The sequence below is a fragment of the Arthrobacter sp. K4-10C genome, from assembly GCF_059090085.1.
The window spans coordinates 428,983-452,680 of record NZ_JBNHFI010000001.1 but is presented as its reverse complement, the minus strand read 5'-3'; the positions used below and the strand labels follow the sequence as shown (position 1 = coordinate 452,680).

Genomic DNA, 23,698 nt, shown 5'->3' with positions numbered 1-23,698 from the left:
ATATCCTAGCTAATTGCCGGCCCGCGATTCGCCGCCCGCCGGCCCGTTGCGGTGCCACCCGTGGACGGCAAGCGGCACATACCAGTACCGGCGCCAGGCCACCACCCGGAACGCAAAAACCATGGCTGCCACCACGCACGCAGTCACGGCGTTGAATAGACCGGTCACCCACAGCAGGGAGGTAAGGGCCGCCCCGCTGAACGCCGGCAGCGCGTAAAGGTCGCGGGCGTTGAACAGTTGGGGTATCTCGTTGGCCGTGATGTCGCGCAGCAGCCCGCCGCCAACCGCGGTGGTCACGCCCAGGAGGACCGCCGCGAACGGGTTCATGCCGAACGAGAGTGCTTTCAAAGTGCCGGTGATGCAGAACAGCGCCAGCCCGCCGGCGTCGAACAGCACCAGCAGCGACGTAAACCGCTGGACGCTGGAGAACAGGAAGTACACCAGGACGCTGGCCAGCAACGGCGGCACCAGGTAGGCGGGGTTGGTGAAGGCCGCCGGGACGCTGTTGAGGATGATGTCGCGGATCACGCCGCCACCCAAGGACACGAGCGAGGCCAGCAGGAGCGAGCCGAGGATGTCGAACTGTTTGCGCGCAGCCAGCAGGGACCCCGAGACGGCGAAGAAAAAAACACCGGCCAGGTCCAGCCAAACCAGGGCGATGTCAAAAGGGAATGTCATTGAGCGTCCCGGCAATTCAAAGAGGGCGGACAGGGCGGCTCCAACGTTACGCTAGCCCCTATGAACACCCCCATCATGATCGCCTGTGCCCATGGGACGTCCAACCCACAGGGCGCTGCGGAGGTCAACGCGTTGCGCGCCGCCATCGCCGAGCTCCGCCCTGGCCTCGATGTCCGGGAGGCCTATGTGGACGTCCAGCAGCCAGATCTGGTGGACGTGGTGGCGGGCCTGCCCGAGGGGGAATCCGCCGTCGTGGTGCCTCTGCTGCTGAGCGTTGGCTACCACGTGAAGGTGGACATCGCGCGGGCGGTGAAGAGCCGGCCGGGCAGTGCCGCCGCCGCGCCCTTGGGTCCGGATCCGCGACTGGCCGCGCTGCTGGACCAGCGGCTGCGCGAAGCGGGCGTCAGGGACAACGATGTGGTGGTCCTCGCCGCGGCGGGCTCCTCCAATCCGAACGCGGCCAAGAGCGTGGAGGTGCTGCTGGGGCAGCTGCAGGAGCTGCGGTCCAACCGGATAGTGGCCGCCTACGGTGCCTCAGCCAAGCCTTCCGTGTCCGACGCCGTCGCGATGCTTCGCGAGGAACTGGCAGGAGGTGCCGGGGCGGGGGAGTCCGCGGGGGCTGTCGACGTCGGCGGGCGCGTGGTGGTTGCCTCCTACCTCCTGGCGCCGGGCTACTTCCACGACCAGCTGGCGAAGGCGGGCGCCGACCTGGTCACTGAGCCGCTGCTGCCGTCCCCGGCGCTCGCCGAGATTGCCCTGGAACGGTACGACGCCGCCGTCGAGAAGGCCCGGGAGGCGGCCGCAGCGGCCCTTGCCAAGCCGGCCGCCGAAGCGCCCGTGGACCCCCAGGCAACAGGGGGATCCGATGCACAGCAGGGTGGCTTCTTCAAGGCCGTCCGGCGTTTCGTGACGAAATATTTCCCTAGGTGACTTAGCGTTTCCGGGCCTTTGTGACGCAATTCGGGCGGGACCTACAGTCGATGCATGACTGATACAGCTCTAGCCGGAGCGTCCGCGGACTCCGCTGCCCCCAAGCGCCCCGCCCGCCCGTCCCGCCCCGCTGCAAAGCCGCACGGGCAGTGGAAAGTTGACGGCAAAACGCCGCTGAACGCCAACGAAACCTGGAAACAGGAAGACGACGGCCTCAACGTGCGCGAGCGTATCGAAACCATTTACGCCAAGGAAGGCTTCGACGCCATTCCCGGGCAGGACCTGCACGGGCGATTCCGCTGGTGGGGCCTCTACACCCAGCGCAAGCCCGGGATCGACGGCGGCAAGACCGCAACACTTGAGCCGCACGAGCTCGAAGACAAGTACTTCATGCTGCGCGTGAGGATCGACGGCGGTGCGCTCACCACCGAGCAGCTGCGCGTCATCGGCCGCATTTCCGTGGACTTTGCCCGCGATTCCGCCGACCTCACGGACCGCCAGAACATCCAGCTGCACTGGATCCGGGTGGAGGACATCCCGGAGATCTGGAACCGTCTGGAGGCCGTTGGCCTATCCACCACCGAAGCCTGCGGCGACGTCCCGCGCGTGATCCTCGGTTCCCCGGTGGCAGGCATCGCCAAGGACGAGATCATCGACCCCACCCCGCTGATTGAGGAGCTGGGGGAGCGGTTCATAGGCAACCCGCTGCTGTCCAACCTGCCGCGCAAGTACAAGTCCGCCATCACGGGCCACCCCAGCCAGGACGTGGTCCACGAAATCAACGACTTCGCGCTGGTGGGTGTCCGCCACCCCGAACTCGGTGTCGGCTACGACCTGTGGGCCGGCGGCGCGCTGTCCACCAACCCGATGCTCGGCAAACGCCTGGGTGCTTTCGTGAAGCCCGAGCAGGCCGCCGACGTGTGGCTCGGCGTCACCAGCATCTTCCGCGACTACGGTTACCGCCGCATGCGCACCAAGGCCCGCCTGAAGTTCCTCATGGCCGACTGGGGTCCGGAGAAGTTCCGCCAGATCCTGGAAGACGAATACCTGGGCTACAAGCTGGCCGACGGCCCGGCTGCCCCCAAGCCCACAAGCCCGGGCGACCACGTGGGCGTCCACGAGCAGAAGGACGGCAAGTTCTTCATCGGCGCCACACCGGTCGCCGGCCGCCTGTCCGGGGCTGCCCTGGTCAAGCTCGCAGACACGCTCGAGGCCCGCGGCTCCTACCGGCTGCGCACCACGCCGCACCAGAAGCTCGTTGTCCTGGACGTCGAGAAGGACCACGTGGAGCCGCTGGTTGCCGAGCTGGACGCGCTGGGCCTGTCCGCCCGCCCGTCCGTGTTCCGCCGCGGCACCATCGCCTGCACCGGCATCGAATACTGCAAGCTGGCCATCGTGGAGACCAAGCACACCGCCGCCACCGCCGTGGCTGAGCTGGAACGCCGCCTGGCCGACCTCGCAGAGTCCGGCGAACTGCCGCAGGCGCTGTCCCTGCACATCAACGGCTGCCCCAACTCTTGCGCCCGCATCCAGACGGCGGACATCGGCCTCAAGGGCATGATGCTTCCAACGCCCGACGGCGATCCTTCCCCGGGCTTCCAGGTCCACCTGGGCGGCGGGCTGGCCAACAACAACCGCGAGGAAGCCGGCCTCGGGCGGACCGTCCGCGGCCTGAAAGTGTACGTCGATGACCTGCCGGACTACGTGGAGCGCGTTGTCCGCACCTTCGTGGCCCAGCGCGCCGAAGGCCAAACCTTCGCAGAGTGGGCCCACGCGGCAGACGAGGAGGCACTGCAGTGAGCAAGCATGCAGCCGGGGTAGACCCCGTTGTGGAGCCGGCCGAGGCTTCGGCGCAGGTTGAGGCCACGGTGGCAACCGCCGCTCCCAAGCTGCGCTCGAAGGAAGAGCTGAAGGCTTTGGCCGAAGCCGGTGCCGCCGAGCTCGGTTGGGACGCCCCGGCCCGGGACGTCATCGCCTGGGTGGAGCGGAACTTCGAGTTGCCCGCCGTCGCCGTCGCCTGCTCCATGGCAGACGCCGTCCTGCCGGCCCTGGTCGCGGACCAGATGCCCGGCGTCGACGTCCTGTTCCTGGAGACCGGCTACCACTTCCCGGAAACCTACGCCACGCGTGACGAGGTGGCCGCGAACCTCCGCGTCAACGTGGTGGACGTGCTTCCCGAGAATACGGTGGAGCAGCAGGACCGGCTCCTGGGCAAGGACCTGTTCGCCCGCGACGCTGCCCAGTGCTGTGCCCTCCGCAAGGTGGCCCCGCTGCAGCGAACCCTCTCCGGCTACGAACTGTGGTTCACCGGTGTCCGCCGCGACGAAGCCCCCACCCGCACCAACACCCCGCTGGTGACCTGGGACGACAAGAACGGCCTGGTCAAGGTCAACCCGATGGCTGACTGGACGTTCGACCAGCTGGTCCAGTACTCCGACGACAACCTCCTGCCCGTCAACCCGCTCCTGTCCCAGGGCTACCCGTCCATCGGATGCCAGCCCTGCACCCGCAAAGTAGCTCCTGGCGAGGACCCCCGCGCCGGCCGCTGGGCAGGAACCAACAAGACAGAATGCGGACTACACGTATGAGCACTTATCTTTCCGAGGAGATTCCCCAGGTGACTGACGCCGCCGTTTCCACGCGCCTCTCCAGCCTGGACACCCTCGAGTCCGAGGCCATCCACATTATCCGCGAGGTTGTTGCCGAGTTCGAGAAGCCCGCGCTGCTGTTCTCCGGCGGCAAGGACTCCGTGGTGATGCTGCACCTGGCCACGAAGGCATTCTGGCCCGGCAAGGTTCCGTTCCCCGTGCTGCACGTGGACACCGGGCACAACTTCCCCGAGGTCATCGACTTCCGTGACCGCACGGTGGAGCGCCTGGGCCTGAAGCTCGTGGTGGGCTCCGTGCAGGAGTTCATCGACCGCGGCGAGCTGGCCGAGCGTGCCGACGGTACGCGCAATCCACTGCAGACTGTCCCGCTGCTGGACGCCATCCAGCAGAACAAGTTCGACGCCGTGTTCGGCGGCGGCCGCCGTGACGAGGACAAGGCCCGCGCCAAGGAGCGGATCCTGAGCCTCCGCGACGAGTTCGGCCAGTGGGACCCGCGCAACCAGCGGCCCGAGCTGTGGAACCTGTACAACGGCCGCCACACCGTGGGCCAGCACGTCCGCGCGTTTCCCATCAGCAACTGGACCGAGCTGGACATCTGGCGCTACATCGAGCGCGAGAACATCGAGCTGCCCGGCCTGTACTACGCCCACGAACGCGAGGTCTTTGCCCGGGACGGCATGTGGCGCGCAGTGGGCGAGGTGTCCCAGCCGCTGCCGCACGAGGAAGTCATCACCAAGACCGTCCGCTACCGCACGGTGGGTGACATGTCCTGCACCGGCGCCGTCGAGTCCAACGCCTTCACGGTGGCCGACGTCGTGGTCGAAGTCGCCGCCTCCACCCTGACCGAACGTGGCGCCACCCGCGCAGATGACCGCATCTCCGAGGCCGCCATGGAAGACCGCAAGAAGGACGGGTACTTCTAATGAGCACCGAAACTTTGGCTGCAGACCTCGAGACCGCCCTGCCCACTACACTCTTCCGCTTCGCCACCGCAGGATCCGTCGACGACGGCAAGTCCACCCTGGTGGGCCGCCTCCTTCACGATTCCAAGGCCATCCTGGCAGACCAGCTCGACGCCGTTGCCCGCACGTCAGCGGACCGCGGCTTCGGCGGGGACAAGGGCGGCATCGACCTTGCCCTGCTGACCGACGGACTGCGGGCCGAGCGCGAGCAGGGCATCACCATCGACGTGGCCTACCGCTACTTCGCCACCGACCGCCGCAGCTTCATCCTGGCCGACTGCCCCGGCCACGTGCAGTACACCAAGAACACGGTGACCGGTGCCTCCACCGCGGATGCCGTCGTCGTACTCATTGACGCCCGCAAGGGTGTGCTGGAGCAGACCCGCCGGCACCTGTCCGTGCTGCAGCTGCTGCGCGTGGCACACGTGATCGTGGCCGTGAATAAGATCGACCTGGTGGACTTCAGCGAGTCTGTGTTCCGTGACATCGAAGCCGATGTGCAGCAGGTGGGCCGCGAGCTGGGCCTCGGCTCCGACGGCATCACCGACCTGCTGGTCATCCCGGTGTCCGCCCTCGACGGCGACAACGTGGTGGACCGCTCGGAGCGCACCCCCTGGTACACGGGCCCCGCGCTGCTCGAGGTGCTGGAAACCCTGCCCGCCGCCGATGAACTGGAAAGCCACCTGGAGAGCTTCCGCTTCCCGGTGCAGCTGGTCATCCGGCCGCAGGGCGCCCTGGCTCCCGACGCTGTGGCCGCCGGGCTGGACGTGGAGGCCTACCGCGACTACCGCGCGTACGCCGGCCAGATCACCGAGGGTTCGGTGAAGGTGGGGGACAGGGTTTCCGTGCTGACGCCCGGCCAGGACCCGCGCACCACCACCGTGGTGGGGATCGACTTCGCCGGCGCATCGCTGGAGGAAGCCGCAGCCCCACAGTCAGTGGCCATCCGCCTGGCCGAGGAGTTCGACGTCGCCCGCGGCGACACCATTGCCGCCGCCGGCACCGTCCGCGAGGCCTCGGCTGACCTGTACGCGGCGCTGTGCTGGCTGTCGCCGAAGCCGCTCCGCGAGGGCGCCAAGGTGCTGGTGAAGCACGGCACCCGCACGGTGCAGGCGCTGGTCCGCAACGTCTCCGGCAAGCTGGACCTGGCGTCCTTCAACCTGGAACCGGCGTCGAACCTGGAGCTGAACGACATTGGGCACGCGCAGCTCCGGCTCGCCGCGCCGCTGCCGCTCGAGAACTACCTGCACCACCGCCGCACCGGAGCGTTCCTGGTGATCGATCCGCTGGACGGCAACACGCTGGCCGCCGGCCTGGTCAAGGACCACCCGGGCGACCACGAAGACGAGCGCTACAGCATCTGATTCTGCCTTCGAAACCGCGGCTTGTTCGCAGATCCGAACCTTCAGGGGACGGACACGCGAACAAGCCGCGGTTTTGTTATCCCCTGGCCCGGCCTACTGCCGCCCCTCGAGGATCGACCTGAGCCGATGCAGGTCCTTGCGGGTCTCGCGTCGGATCATCGGCTCCATGACCAGCCCGGCGAGTTTATCAGCGCGGCGAGTTGTCCGGGTTGGCCGCGTATTCGGCAACTTCAGCCCGCGGGCGGTTGATGACAATCTCGGTCTGGACGTCCACCATGCTGCCTCTCCTTCTGAAGTGCGGGTTAGCCTAGGACTTACGTTAGTCCTAGGCCGTGCAGTGGGAGGCGGAGCATGGAAACCATCAGCCCGAAGCTTCTGAACTGGGCCTCGATCCTGGACAGCCAAACCCGCGAGCAGGCCGTGAAGACAGCCAGCCTGCCGTTCATCTACCCGCACCTGGCGCTGATGCCCGACGCGCACCTGGGCAAGGGCGCCACGGTTGGTTCGGTCATTCCCACGCTGCGCGCGATCATTCCGGCGGCGGTAGGGGTGGACATCGGCTGCGGCATGATTGCCGTCCGGACGCAGTACTCGGCCAAAGACCTCCCGAAGGACCTCAAACGGATCCGTGAGGACATCGAGCGCGTCATTCCGTTATCCGCCGGGCACAACAACAAGAAGGTGCTGCCCACTGCGGAACCCCGGATTGCCGAGCTGAAAGCACTGGCAGTGAAGGCTGGCTTCAACCCGGGCCAGTATGTAGCCAAGTGGGAGCTGCAGCTGGGATCCCTGGGCTCCGGCAACCACTTCATCGAAATCTGTGCCGATGAGAACCAGGACGTCTGGCTGTTCCTGCACTCCGGCTCGCGCGGCATCGGCAACAAAATCGCCCAGCATCATATCGGCGTCGCCCAGCACGTGTCCCGGAAGAACCAGGTCTACCTGCCGGACCCGGACCTCGCGTACCTTGACGAGGGGACATCCCAGTTTGAGAGGTACATGGCCGAGCTGCGCTGGGCCCAGCACTTCGCGCTGCTGAACCGCGAGGAGATGATGGACCGTGTCAGCACCCAGTTCGGCCACTGGGTGGGTGGCCGGGTGCATGAACGCGAGCGGATCAACTGCCACCACAACTTCACCCGGCAGGAGACCCACTACGGCAAGCCGGTCTGGGTCTCCCGCAAGGGGGCCATCAAAGCCGAGCCCGGCGATCCGGGACTTATTCCGGGATCCATGGGCACGGCGTCATACGTGGTGGAAGGACTGGGGAACCCTGCTTCACTCAATTCCTCTCCGCACGGAGCCGGCAGGGAGTACTCGCGCAACGCCGCCCGCAAGGCATTCACCCTGGAGGAACTCAAGCGGGCCATGCGCGGCATCGAGTTCCGCGCGTCGGAGGCATTTATCGATGAAATTCCCGCCGCATACAAGCCAATCGACCAGGTGATGCAGGACGCCGCGGACCTCGTGACCGTGCGGCACAAGCTGCGGCAGTTGGTCAACGTGAAGGGCAACTGAACCGCGCAATCCCGGTGCCACCGCGTCCGAATGTGACGCTAGATGAACGTGCGTGACCCCCCGTTTAGGCTTCATTGAACGCGAATATGTCACTCCCTATGGTGAAACAATGACTAGTTCCAAGCCCGGGATGACCCGCATCGTGGCAGGCGAAAGCGCGGTACCCAAGCGCAAGCGTGCCATCGAGGCCGCCCTGGCCATCGGACTGGTCCTGCTCATCGCCGTCGGAGCGGTGGTCGCGTCCACCGTCTCGCGCAACACCGAGGCACACGCCGTTGCCCCCACCCCTGCCGCTGAGCTGAAGCTCGGTTACTTCGGCAACGTCACGCACGCCCCGGCACTGGTGGGCATCAAGGAAGGCTTCCTCGCCGAATCGCTGGGCAGCACCAGCCTCAGCACCGAGACCTTCAACGCGGGCCCGGCCGCCATCGAGGCGCTGAACGCCGGCGCCATCGACGCCGCGTACATCGGCCCCAACCCGGCCATCAACTCGTTCGTCAAGAGCCAGGGCGAATCCGTCCGGGTCATCGCCGGCGCTGCGGCAGGCGGCGCCCAGCTGGTCGTCAAGCCCGAGGTCAACTCGGCGGCAGACCTCAAGGGAAAGACCATCGCGTCCCCGCAGCTCGGCGGCACCCAGGACGTGGCCCTCCGCGCTTGGCTCGCCCACCAGGGCTTTAAGACCAACGTGGACGGCAGCGGCGACGTCGCCATCAACCCGACCGAAAACGCGCAGACGCTCAAGCTGTTCCAGGACGGAAAGCTCGACGGCGCGTGGTTGCCTGAGCCGTGGGCGTCACGCCTGGTGCTCCAGGCCGGAGCCAAGGTGCTGGTGGACGAGAAGGACCTGTGGGACGGTACGGGGACCGGCAAGCCGGGCGAGTTCCCCACAACCATTCTGATTGTGAACCAGAAGTTCGCGGCCGAGCACCCGGACACCGTGAAGGCCCTCCTCGCCGGCCACGCAAAGTCGGTGGCGTGGCTGAACGAGGCCCCCGCGGACCAAAAAGCAGCGGTCATCAACTCAGCCCTGCAGGAATCCGCCGGCGCCGCACTGGCTGACGACGTCCTGGCCCGGTCCCTAGACAACATCACCTTCACCCTCGACCCGCTGGCGGGTGCCTACCCCCGGCTACTGCAGGACGGCGTCGACGCCGGCACCACCAAGCAGGCAGACATCAGCGGGCTCTTCGACCTTCGGGCACTCAACGAAGCCGCCGGCACCAGCAAGATTTCCGCGGCCGGCCTCGGCCAGGACTGACCAACCCACTACCTAAGGACGGCACCATGCCAGTCGTACTGGAACACCTGGGCAAGCGCTTCGGCGACGGCGCCCCGGTACTGGACGACGTCAACGCCAACATCGAAAAGGGCGAGTTCGTGGCCCTCCTCGGTGCCTCCGGCTGCGGCAAGTCCACCCTGCTGAACATCATCGCGGGACTGGAGGCGCCGTCGTCGGGCGCCCTGGAGGTCCCCAGCGACGGTGCCGCCTTCATGTTCCAGGACGCAGCACTCTTCCCGTGGCTGACCGCCCGGGAAAACATTGAGCTGGCACTCAAGCTGCGCGGTGTGGGCAAGGCCGAGCGGCGCGCCAAGGCCCAGGAACTCCTGGAACTGGTGCACCTCGGCACCGCCGGCGACAAGCGCCCCCACGAGCTGTCCGGCGGCATGCGGCAGCGCGTGTCCCTGGCGCGCTCCCTCGCCCAGGACCGGCAGCTGCTGCTCATGGATGAGCCGTTTGCTGCCCTCGATGCGATCACCCGCGACCTCCTCCACGATGAGCTGGAGCGCATCTGGAAGGAAACCGGGCGCACCATCGTCTTCGTCACCCACAACGTCCGTGAAGCCGTGCGGCTTGGCCAGCGGGTACTGCTGCTGTCCTCCCGCCCCGGCCGCGTGGTCCAGGAATGGGCCGTCACGGAGGAACACCGAACCGACGCCGGGCTCGCCGGCCAGCTGACCGGGGTCATCACCGCCCGGCTGCGGGAGGAGATTCGCCGCCATGCCAAGTAACCCCACGCCCCTCGAGGACAGGACGCCGGTGGTTGACCCTCTCGAAACCAGGGCGGCATCCGGCGCTGCGCCTTCGTCCTCGCCTCATGTCCATGCGGCTTTGACGAGGACTTCGACAGGGAATGAGGACCTTCGGGAGCTTGAGTCCGGGCTGGACTCGCTGCAGTCCGACGCCGAGCGCAAGCACCGGATGGACTGGAGCCGCATCCTGCTGCCCGTCGCCGCCCTGGTGGTCCTGGTGCTCATCTGGCAGTTCTACGTCTCCCTCGGGGTCAAGCGCCGCGACCTGGTGCCCGGGCCGCTGGACGTTGTGGCGCAGATGGGCCTTCTCTGGAACGAAGGCAAGCTGCAGGAAGCCATGTGGACCTCGCTGCAGCGCGGAGTGGTGGGTTTCATCATCTCCGTCGCCATCGCCACACCCGTGGGCCTGCTGCTCGCCCAGGTGGCACCACTGCGCAGGGCTTTCGGTCCGCTGATCTCCGGCCTGCAGGTGCTGCCGTCCGTGGCCTGGGTGCCTGCCGCCATCATCTGGTTCGGCCTGACGGACGCCACCGTCTACTTCGTGGTGTTCATGGGCGCCATCCCGTCCATCATCAACGGGCTCATTTCCGGGGTGGACCAGATCCCGCCGCAGTACCGCCGCGTCGGCACCGTCCTGGGAGCGTCACGGCTGCAGATGGCACTGCAGGTCATCCTCCCGGCTGCCCTTCCCGGATACCTCGGCGGGCTGAAGCAGGGCTGGGCCTTCTCCTGGCGGTCACTCATGGCCGCTGAAATCATCGCCGTGGGCGGTACCATCGGCTTCGGTCTGGGTTCGCTCCTGGACCAGGGCCGCGTCCTCTCGGACATGTCTGTGGTGATGTCAGCGATCCTGCTGATCCTGGGCGTCGGCATCCTCATCGAACTGCTGGTGTTCGCCCCCATCGAGAAGCGGCTCCTGCGCAGCCGCGGCCTCCTCGCCGGCAGCACCCGCTAGCCCCAACACACCTTCTGCAGAGCCCGACGGCGACCTCCCGCCGTCGGGCTCTGCTGTGCTTCGATTCCCGGCAGGTATACCTTGATCCTTACCGGACCGCTCCAGGCCCGGCAGCGCTCAGCGTGAGGCGGATACATGGAACAGACGCTAAAACCAGGGCAAGGAATCCTGGCAGGCATAGGCTCAACCCCGCTGGTCGAACTCACGAAAGTGGTGCCGCCCGGGTCTGCCCGCGTGTTGGTGAAGCTGGAGTACGCCAACCCCACCGGGAGTATGAAGGACCGGATGGCAGTGGCTGCGATCAGCGCCGCCGAAGCTCGGGGCGATATCCGCCCGGGTGACACTGTGGTTGAGTACACAGCCGGAACAACTGGCATCTCGCTGGCCTTGGTGTGTGCAGCCAAGGGCTACCGACTCCATGTCGTCTTCTCCGACGCATTCAGCCTCGAAAAGCGGCGCACCATGGAAGCGCTGGGTGCCACGGTGGAGGACGTGCCCAGTGACCACGGACGGATCACAAGCAAGCTCATCAAGGCGATGATTGCCCGCGCAGCCGCGGTCAGCTCGCAGCCTGGCCATTGGGCCTGCGACCAGCTCAACAACCGTGACGCCATCACCGGTTACCTGGCCCTGGGGGAAGAAATCTGGCAGCAGTCCTACGGCCGTGTGGACGCATTAGTCCACTTTGTTGGCACCGCACACTCGATCCATGGCACCGCACGAGGGCTCCGTCGACACATCCCCAAGGTTCGCGTGATAGCAGTGGAGCCTGCGGAGTCTGCCGTGCTCTCCGGACGCCCCGACGGCTCCCACCGGATCGAGGGGACGGGGATCGGGTTCCTCCCGCCGCTCTGGGAACCGGACGAGGTAGACGGAATTGAAACGGTGTCATCGGACGAAGCGATGGCGATGAGCCGACGGCTGGCGCGCGAGGAAGGCATCTTCGCGGGAACATCCTCCGGAGGGAACGTTGTGGCGGCCCTGAGGGTTGCTGAACAGCTGGGTGCCGGCGCTACTGTGGCCACGTTGATGTGCGATACAGGCTTCCGGTACCTCAGCACGGAGCTGTACAGGAGATAGTGGCGGCACGGAATCAGATGCTGCGTTGGCTGTCTGAGGGACTGGCGCCGTCAGTTTCCTGTGCCTGGAACGGCTTGTCGCCGCCGCGGCCGCTTTCTCGCCGGCCTTGACGACCAATCCGGGGCGCTTTGCCACGGACATGCCGCAGAATCAAGACCGAGGCAGGGCAGCGAGTGCCAATGTGCCCCGGCGCGCGGGGAAGGTCGACGGCGGCCGGCCGGCTTTGTGACGCAGCGTTACCTTGCGTGAACTGGTGTTGCTCGGCCTTTGTGGGCGATTGTGACGCGGCCCTACCGTTGATTCATGGCAATTCAGGATATCTACCCCACGGCGCTGCGGCTCCTCGGCCGTCCCGTGCTGGTGGTGGGCGGCGGCCCCGTTGCTGCCCGCCGCGCCAAGGGCCTGCTCGACGCCGGTGCCGTGGTCACCGTGGTGGCTCCCGTTGCCTCTCCCGCGCTCCAGGACATGGCCGGCGCCGGCCTGCTCACCTGGGAAGCGCGCGCATATGACTCCAAAGACGTCAACGGCGTTTGGTTCGTCCAGACGGCCACCGGCGATGCTGCCGTGGACGCCCAAGTGTCGGCCGACGCCGAGGCGCAGCGCATCTGGTGCGTCAACGCCTCCGACCATGAAGCCTCCGCAGCCTGGACACCCGCCGTCGCGGAGGTGGACGACGTCAAGATCGCCGTCAACGCCGGGGGAGACCCTCGCCGTGCCATGGCCGTCCGCGATGCCGTGGCTACTGCGCTGGAAACCGGCGACCTTCCGTTGCGCCGCCGCCGTCCCGCCGCCGCCGGCTCCGTCGCCCTCGTGGGCGGAGGTCCCGGCGATACCGGCCTCATCACCGTCCGCGGGCGCCGGCTCCTGGGCCAGGCAGACGTGGTAGTCGCTGACCGCCTGGGCCCCCGCGAACTCCTGGACGAACTGGCCCCTGACGTCCGTGTGATCGAGGTCGGCAAAACCCCCGGCCACCACCCCGTTCCCCAGTCCGAGATCAACCGGATCCTCGTGGACGAGGCCCTGCAGGGCCACCGCGTGGTCCGCCTCAAGGGCGGCGACCCCTACGTCCTGGGCCGCGGCGGGGAGGAAGCCGAATACTGCCGGCAACACGGCGTCGAGGTTGAATCGGTTTCCGGCGTCACCTCCGCGATTTCCGTCCCGGCCGCCGCCGGGATCCCGGTCACCCACCGCGGCCTGGCCAAGGGCTTCAGTGTTGTCACCGGCCACGAGGAACTGTCAGAGGTTCCGGCCCGCCCCGACCACACCATCGTGCTGCTCATGGGCGTCGGCCAGCTCCGCGAATCCGCGTCCGCGCTGGGCGAAGCCGGCCTGCCCGCCGGCACCCCGGTTGGTATTGTGGAGAACGGATATCTGCCGGACCAGCGCGTGACCATCGGCACGCTTGGTTCCATCGCTGACCAGGCCGAGGCCGCCGGCGTCGCGAATCCTGCAGTGATTGTCATCGGTGACGTGGTGCGCGTCAGCCCTTTCGCGCCGTCGCACTTCAAAACCGCTGACTACAGCACCACCACCCCCAACCGCCCCCGTACCGCCCGAGTCCTCACCTCCTAGCCCACCAACCCAACTGGGTAGCAGCAGATGTCGTTATGAGCCCTCAAAACGACATCTACTGCTACCTGGTTGGGCCGGAACGAACAAAAGGAACACAGCCGTGTCATCAAGCACCTCCGTAGGTTCTGCCGAACGTCCGCTGCGCGTCGCCGTCGTGGGCTCCGGCCCGGCAGGCGTCTACGCCGCGGACATCCTCACCAAGAGCGAAGCCGTCAAGAGCGGTGAGCTCACGGTGAGCATCGACCTCTTCGACCGCTACCCGGCACCCTACGGCCTGATCCGGTACGGCGTGGCCCCGGACCACCCCCGCATCAAGGGCATCGTCAACGCCCTGCACAAGGTCCTGGACCGCGGGGACATCCGCTTCTTCGGCAACGTGGACTACGGCACGGACCTCACCATTGAGGACCTCCGCACGCACTACGACGCCGTCATCTTCGCCACCGGCGCCATCAAGGACGCCGACCTGAACATCCCCGGCGTCGAGCTGGACGGTTCCTACGGCGGCGCCGACTTCGTTTCCTGGTACGACGGCCACCCCGACGTTCCTCGTGAATGGCCGCTGGACGCCAAGGAAATCGCCGTCATCGGCAACGGCAACGTGGCCCTGGACGTGGCCCGTGTCCTGTCCAAGCACGCCGACGACCTGCTCAGCACCGAAATCCCGGACAACGTCTACGCCGGCCTGAAGGCTTCGCCGGTCACCGACGTGCACGTCTTCGGCCGCCGCGGCCCGGCCCAGGTCAAGTTCACCCCGCTGGAGCTCCGCGAGCTGTCCCACTCCAAGGATGTGGACATCATCCTGTACCCGGAGGACTTCGAGTTCGACGAGGAATCGGACCGGCAGATCCAGACCAACAACCAGACCAAGACCATGGTGGGCACGCTCACCAACTGGATTGCCGAGCAGCCTGAGGACCTTTCCGAGCTCAAGGCCTCCCGCCGCCTGCACCTGCACTTCCTGCACAGCCCGGTGGAGATCTACGACGACCCCGAGACGCCGGGCAAGGTGGCCGGCATCAAGTTCGAGCGCACCGAGCTGGACGGCACCGGCAACGCCCGCGGCACCGGCGATTTCGTGGACTACCCGGTCCAGGCCGTGTACCGCGCCATCGGCTACTTCGGCTCAGCCCTGCCGGAGATCGAGTTCGACCACAAGAAGGGCGTCATCCCGAACGACGGCGGCCGTGTCCTGGACGCCGCCGGCACGCACGTGCCGGGCGTCTACGCCACCGGCTGGATCAAGCGCGGCCCGGTGGGCCTGATCGGCCACACCAAGGGCGACGCCCTGGAGACCGTGACCTACCTGCTCGAGGACCGCGAGAACCTTCCGGTTGCCAGCGTGCCCGCCGAGGACGCCGTCGTGGACCTCCTGGACGCCCGCGGCGTGAAGTTCACCAGCTGGGAAGGCTGGCTGGCCCTGGACGCCCACGAGCTCGCCCTTGGCGCGGCTGCCACCCAAGCCGGCGGCTCGCACGGCGTCGAGGTCAAGCGTGAGCGCATCAAGGTGGTGCCGCGCGAGGACATGGTGGACATCTCCCGTGACGGCGTAGCCGCCCAGGTCTAACGGACTACCAAGAAAGCGAGGTCATTCCGCGCCGGCCCGAAAGGGCCTTATGGACGCGGAATGGCCTCGCTCTTCGTTTAAGAGCCGCCTACCGTCCCGCGCCGCCAGCCGCCATCAGCTCAAGGCGCCGGAGGGTTTCGCGGTTCCTGACGGTAATTATCGCGTCCCGGAGGAACTTGGGCATCAGCTTTCCTGGCCCCTTGATGGCGTCCTCGGCGATGGTCACCAGGCACTGGTTGCCCCGGTCCTCGAGCGTGATCACCACCTTCGCCTCACCCATCGGCCAGCCGCGTGCCACCACTTCCAGCAGCCGGCCGTGGTCCGCGTTGGCCACCCTGGTGCTGTCGTTGATCAGCAGCGGCCAGGCGCCCACGGAGTGGTGGAGCCGGGCCCCGGCATGCGGCCACGAATCGTCCACGGCACGGATCCGGGAGGTCCCCACCACCCAGCCGGAATACAGCCAGCCGTCGGCAAGGACGCGCCATACGTCGGCTGCGGGGGAGTTGAACAGCTGGGACACGGTGGACATGGTGTTCCTTCCTTCTGCAGTGACGGCCCGGTTGCTTGCAGGATGTCCGACGGCGGCAGGGGCCTTCCGCTGCGCCGTGCGGTAGGAGCGCTCCCGCAACCGCCGGGTCCAGGCGTATGTCTGCGCCCCGGGCGGCCGGTTTTCCAGCGGGTTGAAACGCAGGTCCGAGTCGCCGGGCCGGGGACCTGCGTGCAGCCGGAGCTCGCCGCACGGGCGCCAGCGTCCCGCGGGCCGTGCCCAGAACAGTCCCAACACCCATTCGCCTGAGGACAGGGACCCCGGCGGCAGGCTGATGGTCCGCAGTCCCAGAAGCACCGGGCCCTTCCGGCCGCGGTACGGCATAAGTGTGGTCATGGTGGCGCCGTCAACGTCGAGCCGGGGCTGCAGCAGGAACCGGCCGGGAATTCGCCAGCCGGTGGAGGAGAACAGAACATCCGCACTGGCGCCGCCGGACAGGGCGTCGGAAGCTTCTCCGCCCGCCTGCGTAACCCGGAGCGCGAGCCCCAGGACGTCCGGCAGTGCCTGCGGCAGGCCCACCGACCGCGAGAACCTGGCCTCCACCGCGTCCACCCCCGGCGAATCCAGCCAGTCCAGGCCGCTTGCCTCAAAGGGGTTGCCGGTCCTGGTCAGCTCCCCGGTGAGACCCAGCCCCTTCGGGTGGATCGGCCGGTCCGGCCGCACCACCTTGAGCATCCGGAACAGGCCGGCAAACGCGTGGCCGGCCCCTTCCATGACCCCCGGAGCCACATCCCTGGGCACCGGTGCCCCGGCCTCCGGCGCGAACCCTCCCGCTGGGGTCCCGGGTGAGGCGCCGTGAGCGCGGACGCCGCCGCCGTCGTCGGCCGTCTTGTCGGTTGTCAGGTGCGTCATGTTTCCTTCCTACCCAAATCCGGTGGAACTACATGCGGCCAAAGCGGGAGCGGATCAAAGCGAAGAGGCCGTAGGCAATGAAGCCCGCCCCGATGGCGACCAGCAGGTACGGGCCGAAGGGATGGTCGCGGAGGGCCTTCAGGCTGCCGTCCAGCCCCGTGGATTCCTCGGGGCGGTGCTTGGCTGCTGCAATGACGAACAGCAGGCCGGTGAGGTTGAGGGCGATGCCTTTGGCGATGTGTCCGGTGACGCCGAGGCTGTCGATCAGCTTCCCGCGCCGCGTCCCGTCGAAACGGAAGAGCTCCTCCTTGAACCCCCGCCGGGCACCCTTGAACACGAAGTAGATGCCGATCCCGATAATCGTCAGGCCCAGGGCCACCAGCAGCCACAGTCCCAGCGGGTTGGCCATCAGCGAGGCGCTGAAGTCACGGGCGCTGTCGCCGGAATCACCGCGCAGCCCCACCGCGAAGCCGGCGAAGCTGAGCCCCACGCTGGCATAGGCAACGGCCAGGAAACCTGACGAGATCAGCTTTGCGAGCCGCTCCTTGCGCGGCTTGCCCCGCATGCGGAGCGTGGCCTCGCTGGCCTGCCACAAGGACAGGCCGCAGCAGGCAGCAACGCATGCCCACATGACGGCCGGTCCCCATGGGTTTGCGGCCAGCTGCTCAATGGCGCCGGTGGCGTCCGCCTCACCCGGCTGGCCGAACGCCACGGCTACGGCGATGGCCCCCACAATGATGTGGAGCAGGGCCATGACAGCGAATCCGGCGCGCGCCAGGACATCCAGGGCCTTGTGGTTGGAGACCTCCTCGACGGCGTCGGCCGCCTGGCTCAGCGTGGATTCCCGGTCCGACATCGGTCAGCCGTTCATGGGCCCTTCGGCACGAAGCTTCTCCGCGCCTGGTCCCTTAACATGGATGGTGCAGCGGACCACCAGCCGCCCGGGGGCGTTGTCCAGCTCCACCAGGGAATCGTTGCCGCTCAACACAGTGAACACTTCCGAGCCCGCAACCGCACTTACGCCCTTGGCTTCCGCCGTTTCGCGGGCGTTCCGCAGAGCCTCTCGCTGGAGCCCGTCCACGTATGTGCCGTCGTCTTCCCGGGCCGGATCCCCGAAGGCCCAGCCGAACAATGTCCCTGTGTGTCCCATGGCCACGATATTACGCGTCCGTTCCCCGAAGACGGGGTTTCGTAACATTAGTAAGTGTGCTTATCATGGCCGGACCATGACCTTGAGGGGCACGGAAATCGAAGTCCGCAGCAGCGGCATCGCGCAACCAGTTCAACGTAAGGAATGCACATCATGGCAGGAAATCTCTTTGCCCGGTCAGTTCACGATCTGACGGCAGCGGCGTGGTTCGGCGGATCCCTGATGGGTGCCATCGGACTGAACGGTGCAGCAGCGCAAGCCAAGGACCCTTCCGAGCGCACCCGGCTGTCCAGCGCCGGCTGGATGAAGTGGGCACCGTTCCAGACGGCGGCCTTCGCCTCGCACCTGGTGGCTGACCTGGCCATCGCACTGGAGAACAAGGAGCGCATCGCCAAGCAGGAGGGCGTCGCGCGGGACACCGTTATCAAGACACTGGTGACGGTGGCCGGTGCCGCGGTGACCCTGTACTCCGGCATCCTGGGCAAGAAGGTGGAGAAGCTCGCCGAGGAGGGCTCCGAAGGTGCCACCGAGCCCCGCCCGGGTGCTTCCGACGAGCTGCAGGCTGCCCAGCAGCAGCTGAAAATGCTCCAGTGGGTCATCCCTGCGTTCGCCGGCCTGGTGGTCATCCTCGGTGCTAAGCACGGTGAGATGCAGCGGCCCAAGAACGTGTTTGCGGGCCTCCGAAACTAAACGCGACGCGCGCAGCCGGCTGCGACGCACAAACAACCTGGCGCACCAGAAATATCAGGTGCGCCAGGTTATTTGTGCGTCGAAAGAGCGGGGCCGAAGCGTCAGATCGAATTGCTGCCGGCCGCCGGCAGATCCGGGTTCATATCCTCCAGGTTCGGGTCCTCGGCCGTCCAAACCTGGATGATGGCCCATGCGACTGCGGCCAGCGGGACGGAGAGTACCGCGCCCACGATTCCGGCCAGGATGGTGCCCGCGGTCAATGCCATCAGGATCACCAGCGCGTGGAGCTGAAGCGATTTGCCCATGACGACGGGCTGCAGGAGGTCGCCCTCCAGTTGGTTGACGGCGATGACCACCGCCACCACGATCAGGGCAACCACGGGCCCGTTCGCCACCAGGGCCACCAGTGCGGCCAGGATCCCGGCCACTGTGGCGCCCACCAGCGGGATGAAGGCGCCGATGAACACGATGATCGCCAGCGGGAACGCCAGCGGAACCTGGAGGATCAGCAGCGCCGCGCCGATGGCCACGGTGTCCACCAGCGCCACGATGGCGGTGCCGCGGACGTAGCCGCCAAGGACCTCAAGGGTACGGCCTCCCACCCGGCGCAGCTTGGCCTCGCGCTGGCCACTGAAGGGGCGCAGGAGGAAGTTCCAGATCCTGGCGCCGTCCTTGAGGAAGAAGAACAGGATGACCACCACCAGGGCGGCGCCGGCGAAGAACTCCGTGACCACCGAAAGCCCGGTGATCGCGCCGGAGCGGACCTGGCTGCTGGTGGCAAACTCGATGATTCCCTGCCGCGCCTGGTCCAGCTGTTCCTGCTCGATGGGGATGGGGCCGGTGCGGAGGAAGTTTTCAAGCTCGTCCAGGCCGGAGGACGCCTGGGCTGCCAGTTCGCCCCACTGGTTCCGGACCGAGAAGTAGATCACGGTGAAAACGCCGCCGAGCAGCAGCAGGAGTCCGATGAAGGCGATGCCGGTGGCCAGGCCGCCCGGCATTCCGCGGCGCCGGAGCATGTTGACGAACGGACCGATGGCCGCGGCCAGGATCAGCGCGATCAGGACCGGGATCACCAGGAGCTTGATCTGCATCAGCCCGTAGACGGACACCACGGCCACGGCCAGGATCAGCAGGATCTGGGCGGACCGGATGCCCACCCGTCCCAGCCCGTCGGCCCAGAGCGCGCCCGGCGGCTTCGTTTCACGCTGTTCGGCGCCCTGCTGCGGGCCGGATTTGCCAAGGCGCTGCCCCTGACGTGGTGCGCCCTCCACTGCCGGCCCGGCCGCAGCCTCGGCGTCCTGTTTCGGCTGCGGGGGCTCGTTGCCCAGCTCGTGTTCGGTCAGGCGTGTTGATCGCGCCACGGGAACTCCTCATCATCGGCGGCGCCGGCCCGCGGATGCAGGGCAGGCCTACTACCTACGTCAGATAGTAAGCCTACTGACCGACTAGGCGCCGAGCCACTCTGCGCATGAGTTTAGATTCCTGTTGACGGTGGCGACGGCCGCGTCCTCGTCGTGCCGTTCGATGGCCTCCAGCAGTACTTCGTGCCCCTCGGGGGGAAGCCCTTCGAAGCCGGACCGGCCATGCTGACTCAGGAGGTCCTGGTGGAGGGCGGGGCCAAAACTGACGTAGAGCTCGTGCAGCAGGGGGTTGCCGGAGGCCTGGGCCACCCGTTCGTGGAAGGCCCAGTCCGCCTTTGCCCAGGTGTCGTAGTCCCTGCTGTGCCAGGCCTGGTGCCGGGTAGTGAGGAGTACGCGCAAGGCTGCAACGTGGCCGGCAGTGGCGTTCCTTGCCGCCAGCCGGGCCGCCTGGGTATCCAGCCCCAGCCGGACCTCCAGGATGTGCTGCTCCGTGTGGTCCTGGTACATCCGGCGGGCGGCACCGGAGATTTCGCTGGTGGCGCGCACATAGGTGCCGTCACCGCGGCGGACCTCCAGCATGCCGCTGTGCGCCAAAGCCTTGATGGCCTCGCGGAGGGTGCCGCGGGAAACGCCCAGCCCGGCGATGAGTTCAGTCTCGGACGGAATTCGCTGGTTCAGCGGCCATTCGCCGGAGTGGACCATGGACCGCAGTTTGGCGGTCACTTCATCGGCCAGCGGCGGGCGGGTGGAGGGGCTTAGTGCCATGGTGTCCTACTTTGTCTTCCGTCGACCGGTCATTGCCGGGCCGGTGATCAGGTGCGCCACCACAACCTGGACCAGCGCCAGGGCCAGGAGCAGCACAAGGGGCAGGGTCCAGCTTCCGGTGGCGCTGTGGAGCAGTCCCATGCCGAAGGGGCCTGCGGTGGCCAGCAGGTAGCCGGAGGACTGGGCAAGGGTGGACAGTGCCGTGGTCTCGGCGGTGCTCGAGCCGCTGCGACTGATCATCACCATCACCAGCGGGAAGATACCAAGACCAAAGCCGATGAGGACGGCGGAGACAAAGGCGAGCTGCACGGGGAGGCTGAGCAGTGCCACCAGTCCCAGGACCATGACCACGCTGACCAGGTAGAACGCCGGGCGCAGCATCCGGGGGCGGGATCCGATGGCAATCAGAGCCATGCCGGCCGGTACCGAGACCAGTTGCATCAGCCCGAACATCATTCCGCTGTCCGACGCGCTGAGGCCCATGGTGGTGAGCATGTAGGGGAACCAGCTCATCAGGGCGTACGCGAGCAGGGCCTGCAGCGTGAAGATCGCGGTGAGGAGCACGCCCTTGCGGGTCCGCAGCAGCGGCCACGGTGCCACATGCCCAGCGGCGGTGCGCCTGCTGTTGCGGTGCGCGTGCAGCGCGACCGGCACGAACCCCAGGAATGCGGCGACGGCGGTGATCCCGATGGCGCCGACGGCGGCGGATGGCGATCCGAGCGCCTGGGCCAGGGGAACCACAGCGACGGAGGTGACGGTTGCCCCGGCGGTCATCGTGACCGTGTACAGACCGGTCATCAGTGAGGTCCGGGATGCGAAGTGCTCCCGGATGAATGACGGCATTGCCACGTTGCAGACCGCAAGCCCGGACATGCCCAGCACGCTGCCGGCCATCAGCATCCCGGTGGCCGGAATGCCACGCAGCAGGAGCCCGCCGGCCAGCATGGCCAGGGCCAGCAGGATGGCTTTTTCCACGCCCAGCCGTCCGGTTAGCCAGGATGTCGCAGCCCCGGCCACGGCAAAGCAGAGGGTGGGGATGGACGGGATGACGGCCGCCACCAGCACGCCGTAGCCGAGCACCGCCTGGAGGTCGTGCAGCAGAGCTGACGCGCCGGTGATGCCGGCACGCAGGTTCAGTCCGATCAGCACCAGCGCAATGACGCCGAAGACGGCGGCGGACCGCGGCCTGGCCTGTATGGCCGTCACTGCTGAGGGGGAAGGTGCGCCGGGCCGATGCCGTGGCAGCGGGAGCCGGACACGATGCAGGGGCGAGGGCTGAGGCGGGTGGAGTGGCGGACATGGGTCCAGCCTAAAGGTTAGACGTTTGATGTCTAGGGTTTTGTGGGCAAGCTCTCCCGGCTGCACGCCGCTGGGCCATAGACTGCGTAAGCCGGGTGGCAAAGCGCCTGGCATGCGCGCAGCGGCGGAAGTGGAAGGACGGCTGTGGAGGCTTCCCAGGGGCTCGAGGTGGAGAAGAAGTACGACGTCGGCAGCGACGCCAAGGTGCCGGCGCTGGAAGGACTCCCCGGCGTGGCTCGGGTGGGAGGGCCCCATACTGCCGTCCTGGAAGCCGTCTATTTCGACACCGACGCGCACACCCTGGCCTCCCGCCGCATCACCCTCCGCCGGCGGACCGGCGGAGGCGACGCCGGCTGGCACCTGAAATTGCCGCCTGAACCGTCGGCGTCCGGAGGAGGGGGACCCCAGCAGCGGCGTGAGCTGCACGCCCCGCTGGGCCAGGCCGACGTTGTACCGGACGCCCTCCTGGCCCGCGTCCAGGCATTCCTGCGTGGAGCGAAGCCGGTTCCCGTAGTTCGGCTCCACACGGAGCGGACAACCCATGCCCTCTACGGGGAGGACGGCGTGCACCTGGCCGACCTGGCGGACGACCGTGTAACCGCGGAGCGGCTGGCGGGGCCGGCAGCAGGGACCGGTACTGGTGAAGGGCAAAAGCAGCAGTGGCGCGAATGGGAGCTGGAACTCGTGCACGGTGAGGTCAGCCTGTTCGCTCCCGCCGATCAGCTTCTGGCGGGGGCGGGCGCCCGCCCCGCCGGCCATGCTTCCAAACTGGCCAAGGCGCTGGGCGGACCGACGGAAGATCAAGAGGAGGCCAGCGCGGAGGACGTCCCGGCGGAAGGCACCCCCACCCTGCCGGCCGGCAAGAAGTCCCCGGCTGCCGCCGTCGTAACGGTCTACGTGGCGGCGCAGATCCAGGAGCTCCTCGCCCGGGACGCCGCCGTCAGGCTTGAAGAGCCGGACGCCGTGCACGACATGCGCTCGGCAACCCGCCGGCTCCGCTCCGTCCTGGCGGCGTACCGCAAGCTGTACCGGGCAGTGCCCGTGCGCCGGCTGCGGGACGAGCTCAAATGGCTGGGCCGGCTGCTCGGTGAGCCGCGTGACGCCGAGGTCCTGCTGGCCCGGCTCCGGGGGCACCTTGACGGGTTGGCGCCGGGTCCGGGAACGGACGCGGCACGCGACCGGGTGGAGCGCCAGGCAGGAGCTATGTACGACGCCGGGTACCGCCGGCTCCAGGAGGCCCTGCGGTCGGACCGCTATTTCCGCCTCCTGGACAGCCTCGAGGAGTTCCGCGACAACCCGCCCGTGCACCCGCAGGCCGTGGCGCCGGGGCTGCGGGTGGCTGCAAAAGCAGTGGATAAGGCGGCGAAAAGGCTCCGGCGCTCCCACAAGGCGGCCGCTCACGCCCGCCGCGGAATGGACCACGAGAACGCCCTGCACAAGGTGCGCAAGGACGCCAAGCGGCTCCGGCACGTTGCGGAGTCGGCCGCCCTCGTGAAAGGAAAGCGGGCGGGCAAGCTGGCGAAGGCAGCCCACCGGCAGCAGAAGGTCCTGGGTGATTTCCACGACGCAGTGCTGGCCCGTGACCTGTTGGCCGGCCTGGGATCGGACCACGACCGAGCGGCCGTCGGCGAAGCCTACGCCGCGCTGCTGAAGCGGCAGGAAGAACTGATGTCCGCGGCCGAGTCGAAGTACCGGAAGTCGCGCAAGAAGTCCCGGGACCTGTTCCGGCGCGGTGTCATTTAATGCGGTGTCGTTTAAGGGGAGTTGC

21 protein-coding genes are annotated in these 23,698 nt (G+C 67.5%); 14 read left to right on the top strand and 7 right to left on the bottom strand.

Features of this window, described 5'->3' with window-relative positions; translation table 11 throughout:
- Positions 1-9 precede the first annotated feature (9 nt).
- Positions 10-678: a trimeric intracellular cation channel family protein gene (locus tag AC5RUU_RS02105; RefSeq protein ID WP_493973545.1), complete on the bottom strand. Its 669-nt coding sequence runs from the start codon at positions 676-678 to the stop codon at positions 10-12.
- A 60-nt stretch (positions 679-738) separates the two neighbouring features.
- Between AC5RUU_RS02105 and AC5RUU_RS02100 the strand changes: the two genes are divergently transcribed.
- The 12 genes from AC5RUU_RS02100 (at position 739) to AC5RUU_RS02045 (ending at position 15,266) form a co-directional block, all read left to right on the top strand.
- On the top strand, positions 739-1,608 hold the full coding sequence (locus tag AC5RUU_RS02100; RefSeq protein ID WP_493973544.1) for a sirohydrochlorin chelatase: 870 nt from the start codon (positions 739-741) through the stop codon (positions 1,606-1,608).
- Between the two features lie 54 nt (positions 1,609-1,662).
- Complete coding sequence (locus AC5RUU_RS02095; protein ID WP_493973543.1) at positions 1,663-3,408, top strand: nitrite/sulfite reductase; 1,746 nt, start codon at positions 1,663-1,665, stop codon at positions 3,406-3,408.
- 29 nt (positions 3,409-3,437) lie between these two features.
- Positions 3,438-4,196: a phosphoadenylyl-sulfate reductase gene (locus AC5RUU_RS02090; RefSeq protein ID WP_493973681.1), complete on the top strand. Its 759-nt coding sequence runs from the start codon at positions 3,438-3,440 to the stop codon at positions 4,194-4,196.
- Positions 4,193-5,140 carry a sulfate adenylyltransferase subunit CysD gene (cysD, locus tag AC5RUU_RS02085; RefSeq protein WP_493973542.1) on the top strand — a complete coding sequence of 316 codons (948 nt, stop codon included), beginning with the start codon at positions 4,193-4,195 and terminating at the stop codon, positions 5,138-5,140. Before AC5RUU_RS02090 ends, cysD begins: the two co-directional genes overlap by 4 nt.
- The gene (locus tag AC5RUU_RS02080; RefSeq protein ID WP_493973541.1) at positions 5,140-6,543 is read left to right on the top strand and encodes a sulfate adenylyltransferase subunit 1; all 1,404 of its coding nucleotides are present in this window, start codon (positions 5,140-5,142) and stop codon (positions 6,541-6,543) included. Before cysD ends, AC5RUU_RS02080 begins: the two co-directional genes overlap by 1 nt.
- A 351-nt stretch (positions 6,544-6,894) precedes the next feature.
- The gene (locus tag AC5RUU_RS02075; RefSeq protein ID WP_493973540.1) at positions 6,895-8,061 is read left to right on the top strand and encodes an RtcB family protein; all 1,167 of its coding nucleotides are present in this window, start codon (positions 6,895-6,897) and stop codon (positions 8,059-8,061) included.
- Positions 8,062-8,191: 130 nt separating this feature from the next.
- On the top strand, positions 8,192-9,319 hold the full coding sequence (locus tag AC5RUU_RS02070; RefSeq protein ID WP_493973680.1) for an ABC transporter substrate-binding protein: 1,128 nt from the start codon (positions 8,192-8,194) through the stop codon (positions 9,317-9,319).
- A 26-nt stretch (positions 9,320-9,345) separates the two neighbouring features.
- Positions 9,346-10,071, top strand: coding sequence for an ABC transporter ATP-binding protein (locus tag AC5RUU_RS02065; protein ID WP_493973539.1), 726 nt, complete (start codon positions 9,346-9,348; stop codon positions 10,069-10,071).
- Positions 10,061-11,047 carry an ABC transporter permease gene (locus AC5RUU_RS02060; RefSeq protein WP_493973538.1) on the top strand — a complete coding sequence of 329 codons (987 nt, stop codon included), beginning with the start codon at positions 10,061-10,063 and terminating at the stop codon, positions 11,045-11,047. The genes AC5RUU_RS02065 and AC5RUU_RS02060 overlap by 11 nt, the downstream gene beginning before the upstream one ends.
- Before the next feature lie 135 nt (positions 11,048-11,182).
- A complete protein-coding gene (locus AC5RUU_RS02055; RefSeq protein ID WP_493973537.1) occupies positions 11,183-12,127 on the top strand; it encodes a PLP-dependent cysteine synthase family protein in 945 nt (314 codons plus the stop codon).
- A 303-nt stretch (positions 12,128-12,430) separates the two neighbouring features.
- Positions 12,431-13,699: a uroporphyrinogen-III C-methyltransferase gene (cobA, locus tag AC5RUU_RS02050; RefSeq protein ID WP_493973536.1), complete on the top strand. Its 1,269-nt coding sequence runs from the start codon at positions 12,431-12,433 to the stop codon at positions 13,697-13,699.
- Positions 13,700-13,799: 100 nt separating this feature from the next.
- Positions 13,800-15,266: an FAD-dependent oxidoreductase gene (locus AC5RUU_RS02045; RefSeq protein WP_493973535.1), complete on the top strand. Its 1,467-nt coding sequence runs from the start codon at positions 13,800-13,802 to the stop codon at positions 15,264-15,266.
- Positions 15,267-15,354: 88 nt separating this feature from the next.
- Here the strand turns inward: AC5RUU_RS02045 and AC5RUU_RS02040 are convergent, their stop codons facing one another.
- From AC5RUU_RS02040 to AC5RUU_RS02030, 3 genes are read right to left on the bottom strand one after another with little or no spacing between them, the layout of a single operon-like run.
- Positions 15,355-16,665 carry an SRPBCC family protein gene (locus AC5RUU_RS02040; protein WP_493973534.1) on the bottom strand — a complete coding sequence of 437 codons (1,311 nt, stop codon included), beginning with the start codon at positions 16,663-16,665 and terminating at the stop codon, positions 15,355-15,357.
- A gap of 28 nt (positions 16,666-16,693) precedes the next feature.
- Positions 16,694-17,521: a DUF1206 domain-containing protein gene (locus tag AC5RUU_RS02035; protein ID WP_493973533.1), complete on the bottom strand. Its 828-nt coding sequence runs from the start codon at positions 17,519-17,521 to the stop codon at positions 16,694-16,696.
- Positions 17,522-17,524: 3 nt separating this feature from the next.
- Positions 17,525-17,815: a hypothetical protein gene (locus AC5RUU_RS02030; protein ID WP_493973532.1), complete on the bottom strand. Its 291-nt coding sequence runs from the start codon at positions 17,813-17,815 to the stop codon at positions 17,525-17,527.
- Between the two features lie 153 nt (positions 17,816-17,968).
- Between AC5RUU_RS02030 and AC5RUU_RS02025 the strand changes: the two genes are divergently transcribed.
- Positions 17,969-18,505 carry a hypothetical protein gene (locus AC5RUU_RS02025; protein ID WP_493973531.1) on the top strand — a complete coding sequence of 179 codons (537 nt, stop codon included), beginning with the start codon at positions 17,969-17,971 and terminating at the stop codon, positions 18,503-18,505.
- A 101-nt stretch (positions 18,506-18,606) separates the two neighbouring features.
- On the opposite strand, the gene AC5RUU_RS02020 is transcribed toward AC5RUU_RS02025, so the two are convergent.
- From AC5RUU_RS02020 to AC5RUU_RS02010, 3 genes are all read right to left on the bottom strand, one after another.
- Positions 18,607-19,866 (bottom strand): AI-2E family transporter, encoded by a 1,260-nt coding sequence (locus AC5RUU_RS02020; RefSeq protein ID WP_493973530.1) that lies wholly within the window; start codon positions 19,864-19,866, stop codon positions 18,607-18,609.
- 84 nt (positions 19,867-19,950) lie between these two features.
- Positions 19,951-20,631, bottom strand: coding sequence for a FadR/GntR family transcriptional regulator (locus AC5RUU_RS02015; protein ID WP_493973529.1), 681 nt, complete (start codon positions 20,629-20,631; stop codon positions 19,951-19,953).
- Positions 20,632-20,637: 6 nt separating this feature from the next.
- Positions 20,638-21,837 (bottom strand): MFS transporter, encoded by a 1,200-nt coding sequence (locus tag AC5RUU_RS02010; protein ID WP_493973528.1) that lies wholly within the window; start codon positions 21,835-21,837, stop codon positions 20,638-20,640.
- A gap of 237 nt (positions 21,838-22,074) precedes the next feature.
- Here AC5RUU_RS02010 and AC5RUU_RS02005 point away from each other — a divergent pair, with 237 nt between their 5' ends.
- A complete protein-coding gene (locus AC5RUU_RS02005; RefSeq protein WP_493973527.1) occupies positions 22,075-23,673 on the top strand; it encodes a CYTH and CHAD domain-containing protein in 1,599 nt (532 codons plus the stop codon).
- Positions 23,674-23,698: the final 25 nt, after the last annotated feature.

Coding starts and splice junctions, on each gene's coding strand:
- AC5RUU_RS02040 (WP_493973534.1), bottom strand. CDS start 16,665: ATGACGCACCTGACAACCGACAAGACGGCCGACGACGGCGGCGGCGTC.
- AC5RUU_RS02080 (WP_493973541.1), top strand. CDS start 5,140: ATGAGCACCGAAACTTTGGCTGCAGACCTCGAGACCGCCCTGCCCACT.
- AC5RUU_RS02105 (WP_493973545.1), bottom strand. CDS start 678: ATGACATTCCCTTTTGACATCGCCCTGGTTTGGCTGGACCTGGCCGGT.
- AC5RUU_RS02015 (WP_493973529.1), bottom strand. CDS start 20,631: ATGGCACTAAGCCCCTCCACCCGCCCGCCGCTGGCCGATGAAGTGACC.
- AC5RUU_RS02055 (WP_493973537.1), top strand. CDS start 11,183: ATGGAACAGACGCTAAAACCAGGGCAAGGAATCCTGGCAGGCATAGGC.
- AC5RUU_RS02065 (WP_493973539.1), top strand. CDS start 9,346: ATGCCAGTCGTACTGGAACACCTGGGCAAGCGCTTCGGCGACGGCGCC.
- cobA (WP_493973536.1), top strand. CDS start 12,431: ATGGCAATTCAGGATATCTACCCCACGGCGCTGCGGCTCCTCGGCCGT.
- AC5RUU_RS02035 (WP_493973533.1), bottom strand. CDS start 17,521: ATGTCGGACCGGGAATCCACGCTGAGCCAGGCGGCCGACGCCGTCGAG.
- AC5RUU_RS02025 (WP_493973531.1), top strand. CDS start 17,969: ATGGCAGGAAATCTCTTTGCCCGGTCAGTTCACGATCTGACGGCAGCG.
- AC5RUU_RS02060 (WP_493973538.1), top strand. CDS start 10,061: ATGCCAAGTAACCCCACGCCCCTCGAGGACAGGACGCCGGTGGTTGAC.
- AC5RUU_RS02070 (WP_493973680.1), top strand. CDS start 8,192: ATGACCCGCATCGTGGCAGGCGAAAGCGCGGTACCCAAGCGCAAGCGT.
- AC5RUU_RS02100 (WP_493973544.1), top strand. CDS start 739: ATGAACACCCCCATCATGATCGCCTGTGCCCATGGGACGTCCAACCCA.
- AC5RUU_RS02095 (WP_493973543.1), top strand. CDS start 1,663: ATGACTGATACAGCTCTAGCCGGAGCGTCCGCGGACTCCGCTGCCCCC.
- cysD (WP_493973542.1), top strand. CDS start 4,193: ATGAGCACTTATCTTTCCGAGGAGATTCCCCAGGTGACTGACGCCGCC.
- AC5RUU_RS02030 (WP_493973532.1), bottom strand. CDS start 17,815: ATGGGACACACAGGGACATTGTTCGGCTGGGCCTTCGGGGATCCGGCC.
- AC5RUU_RS02075 (WP_493973540.1), top strand. CDS start 6,895: ATGGAAACCATCAGCCCGAAGCTTCTGAACTGGGCCTCGATCCTGGAC.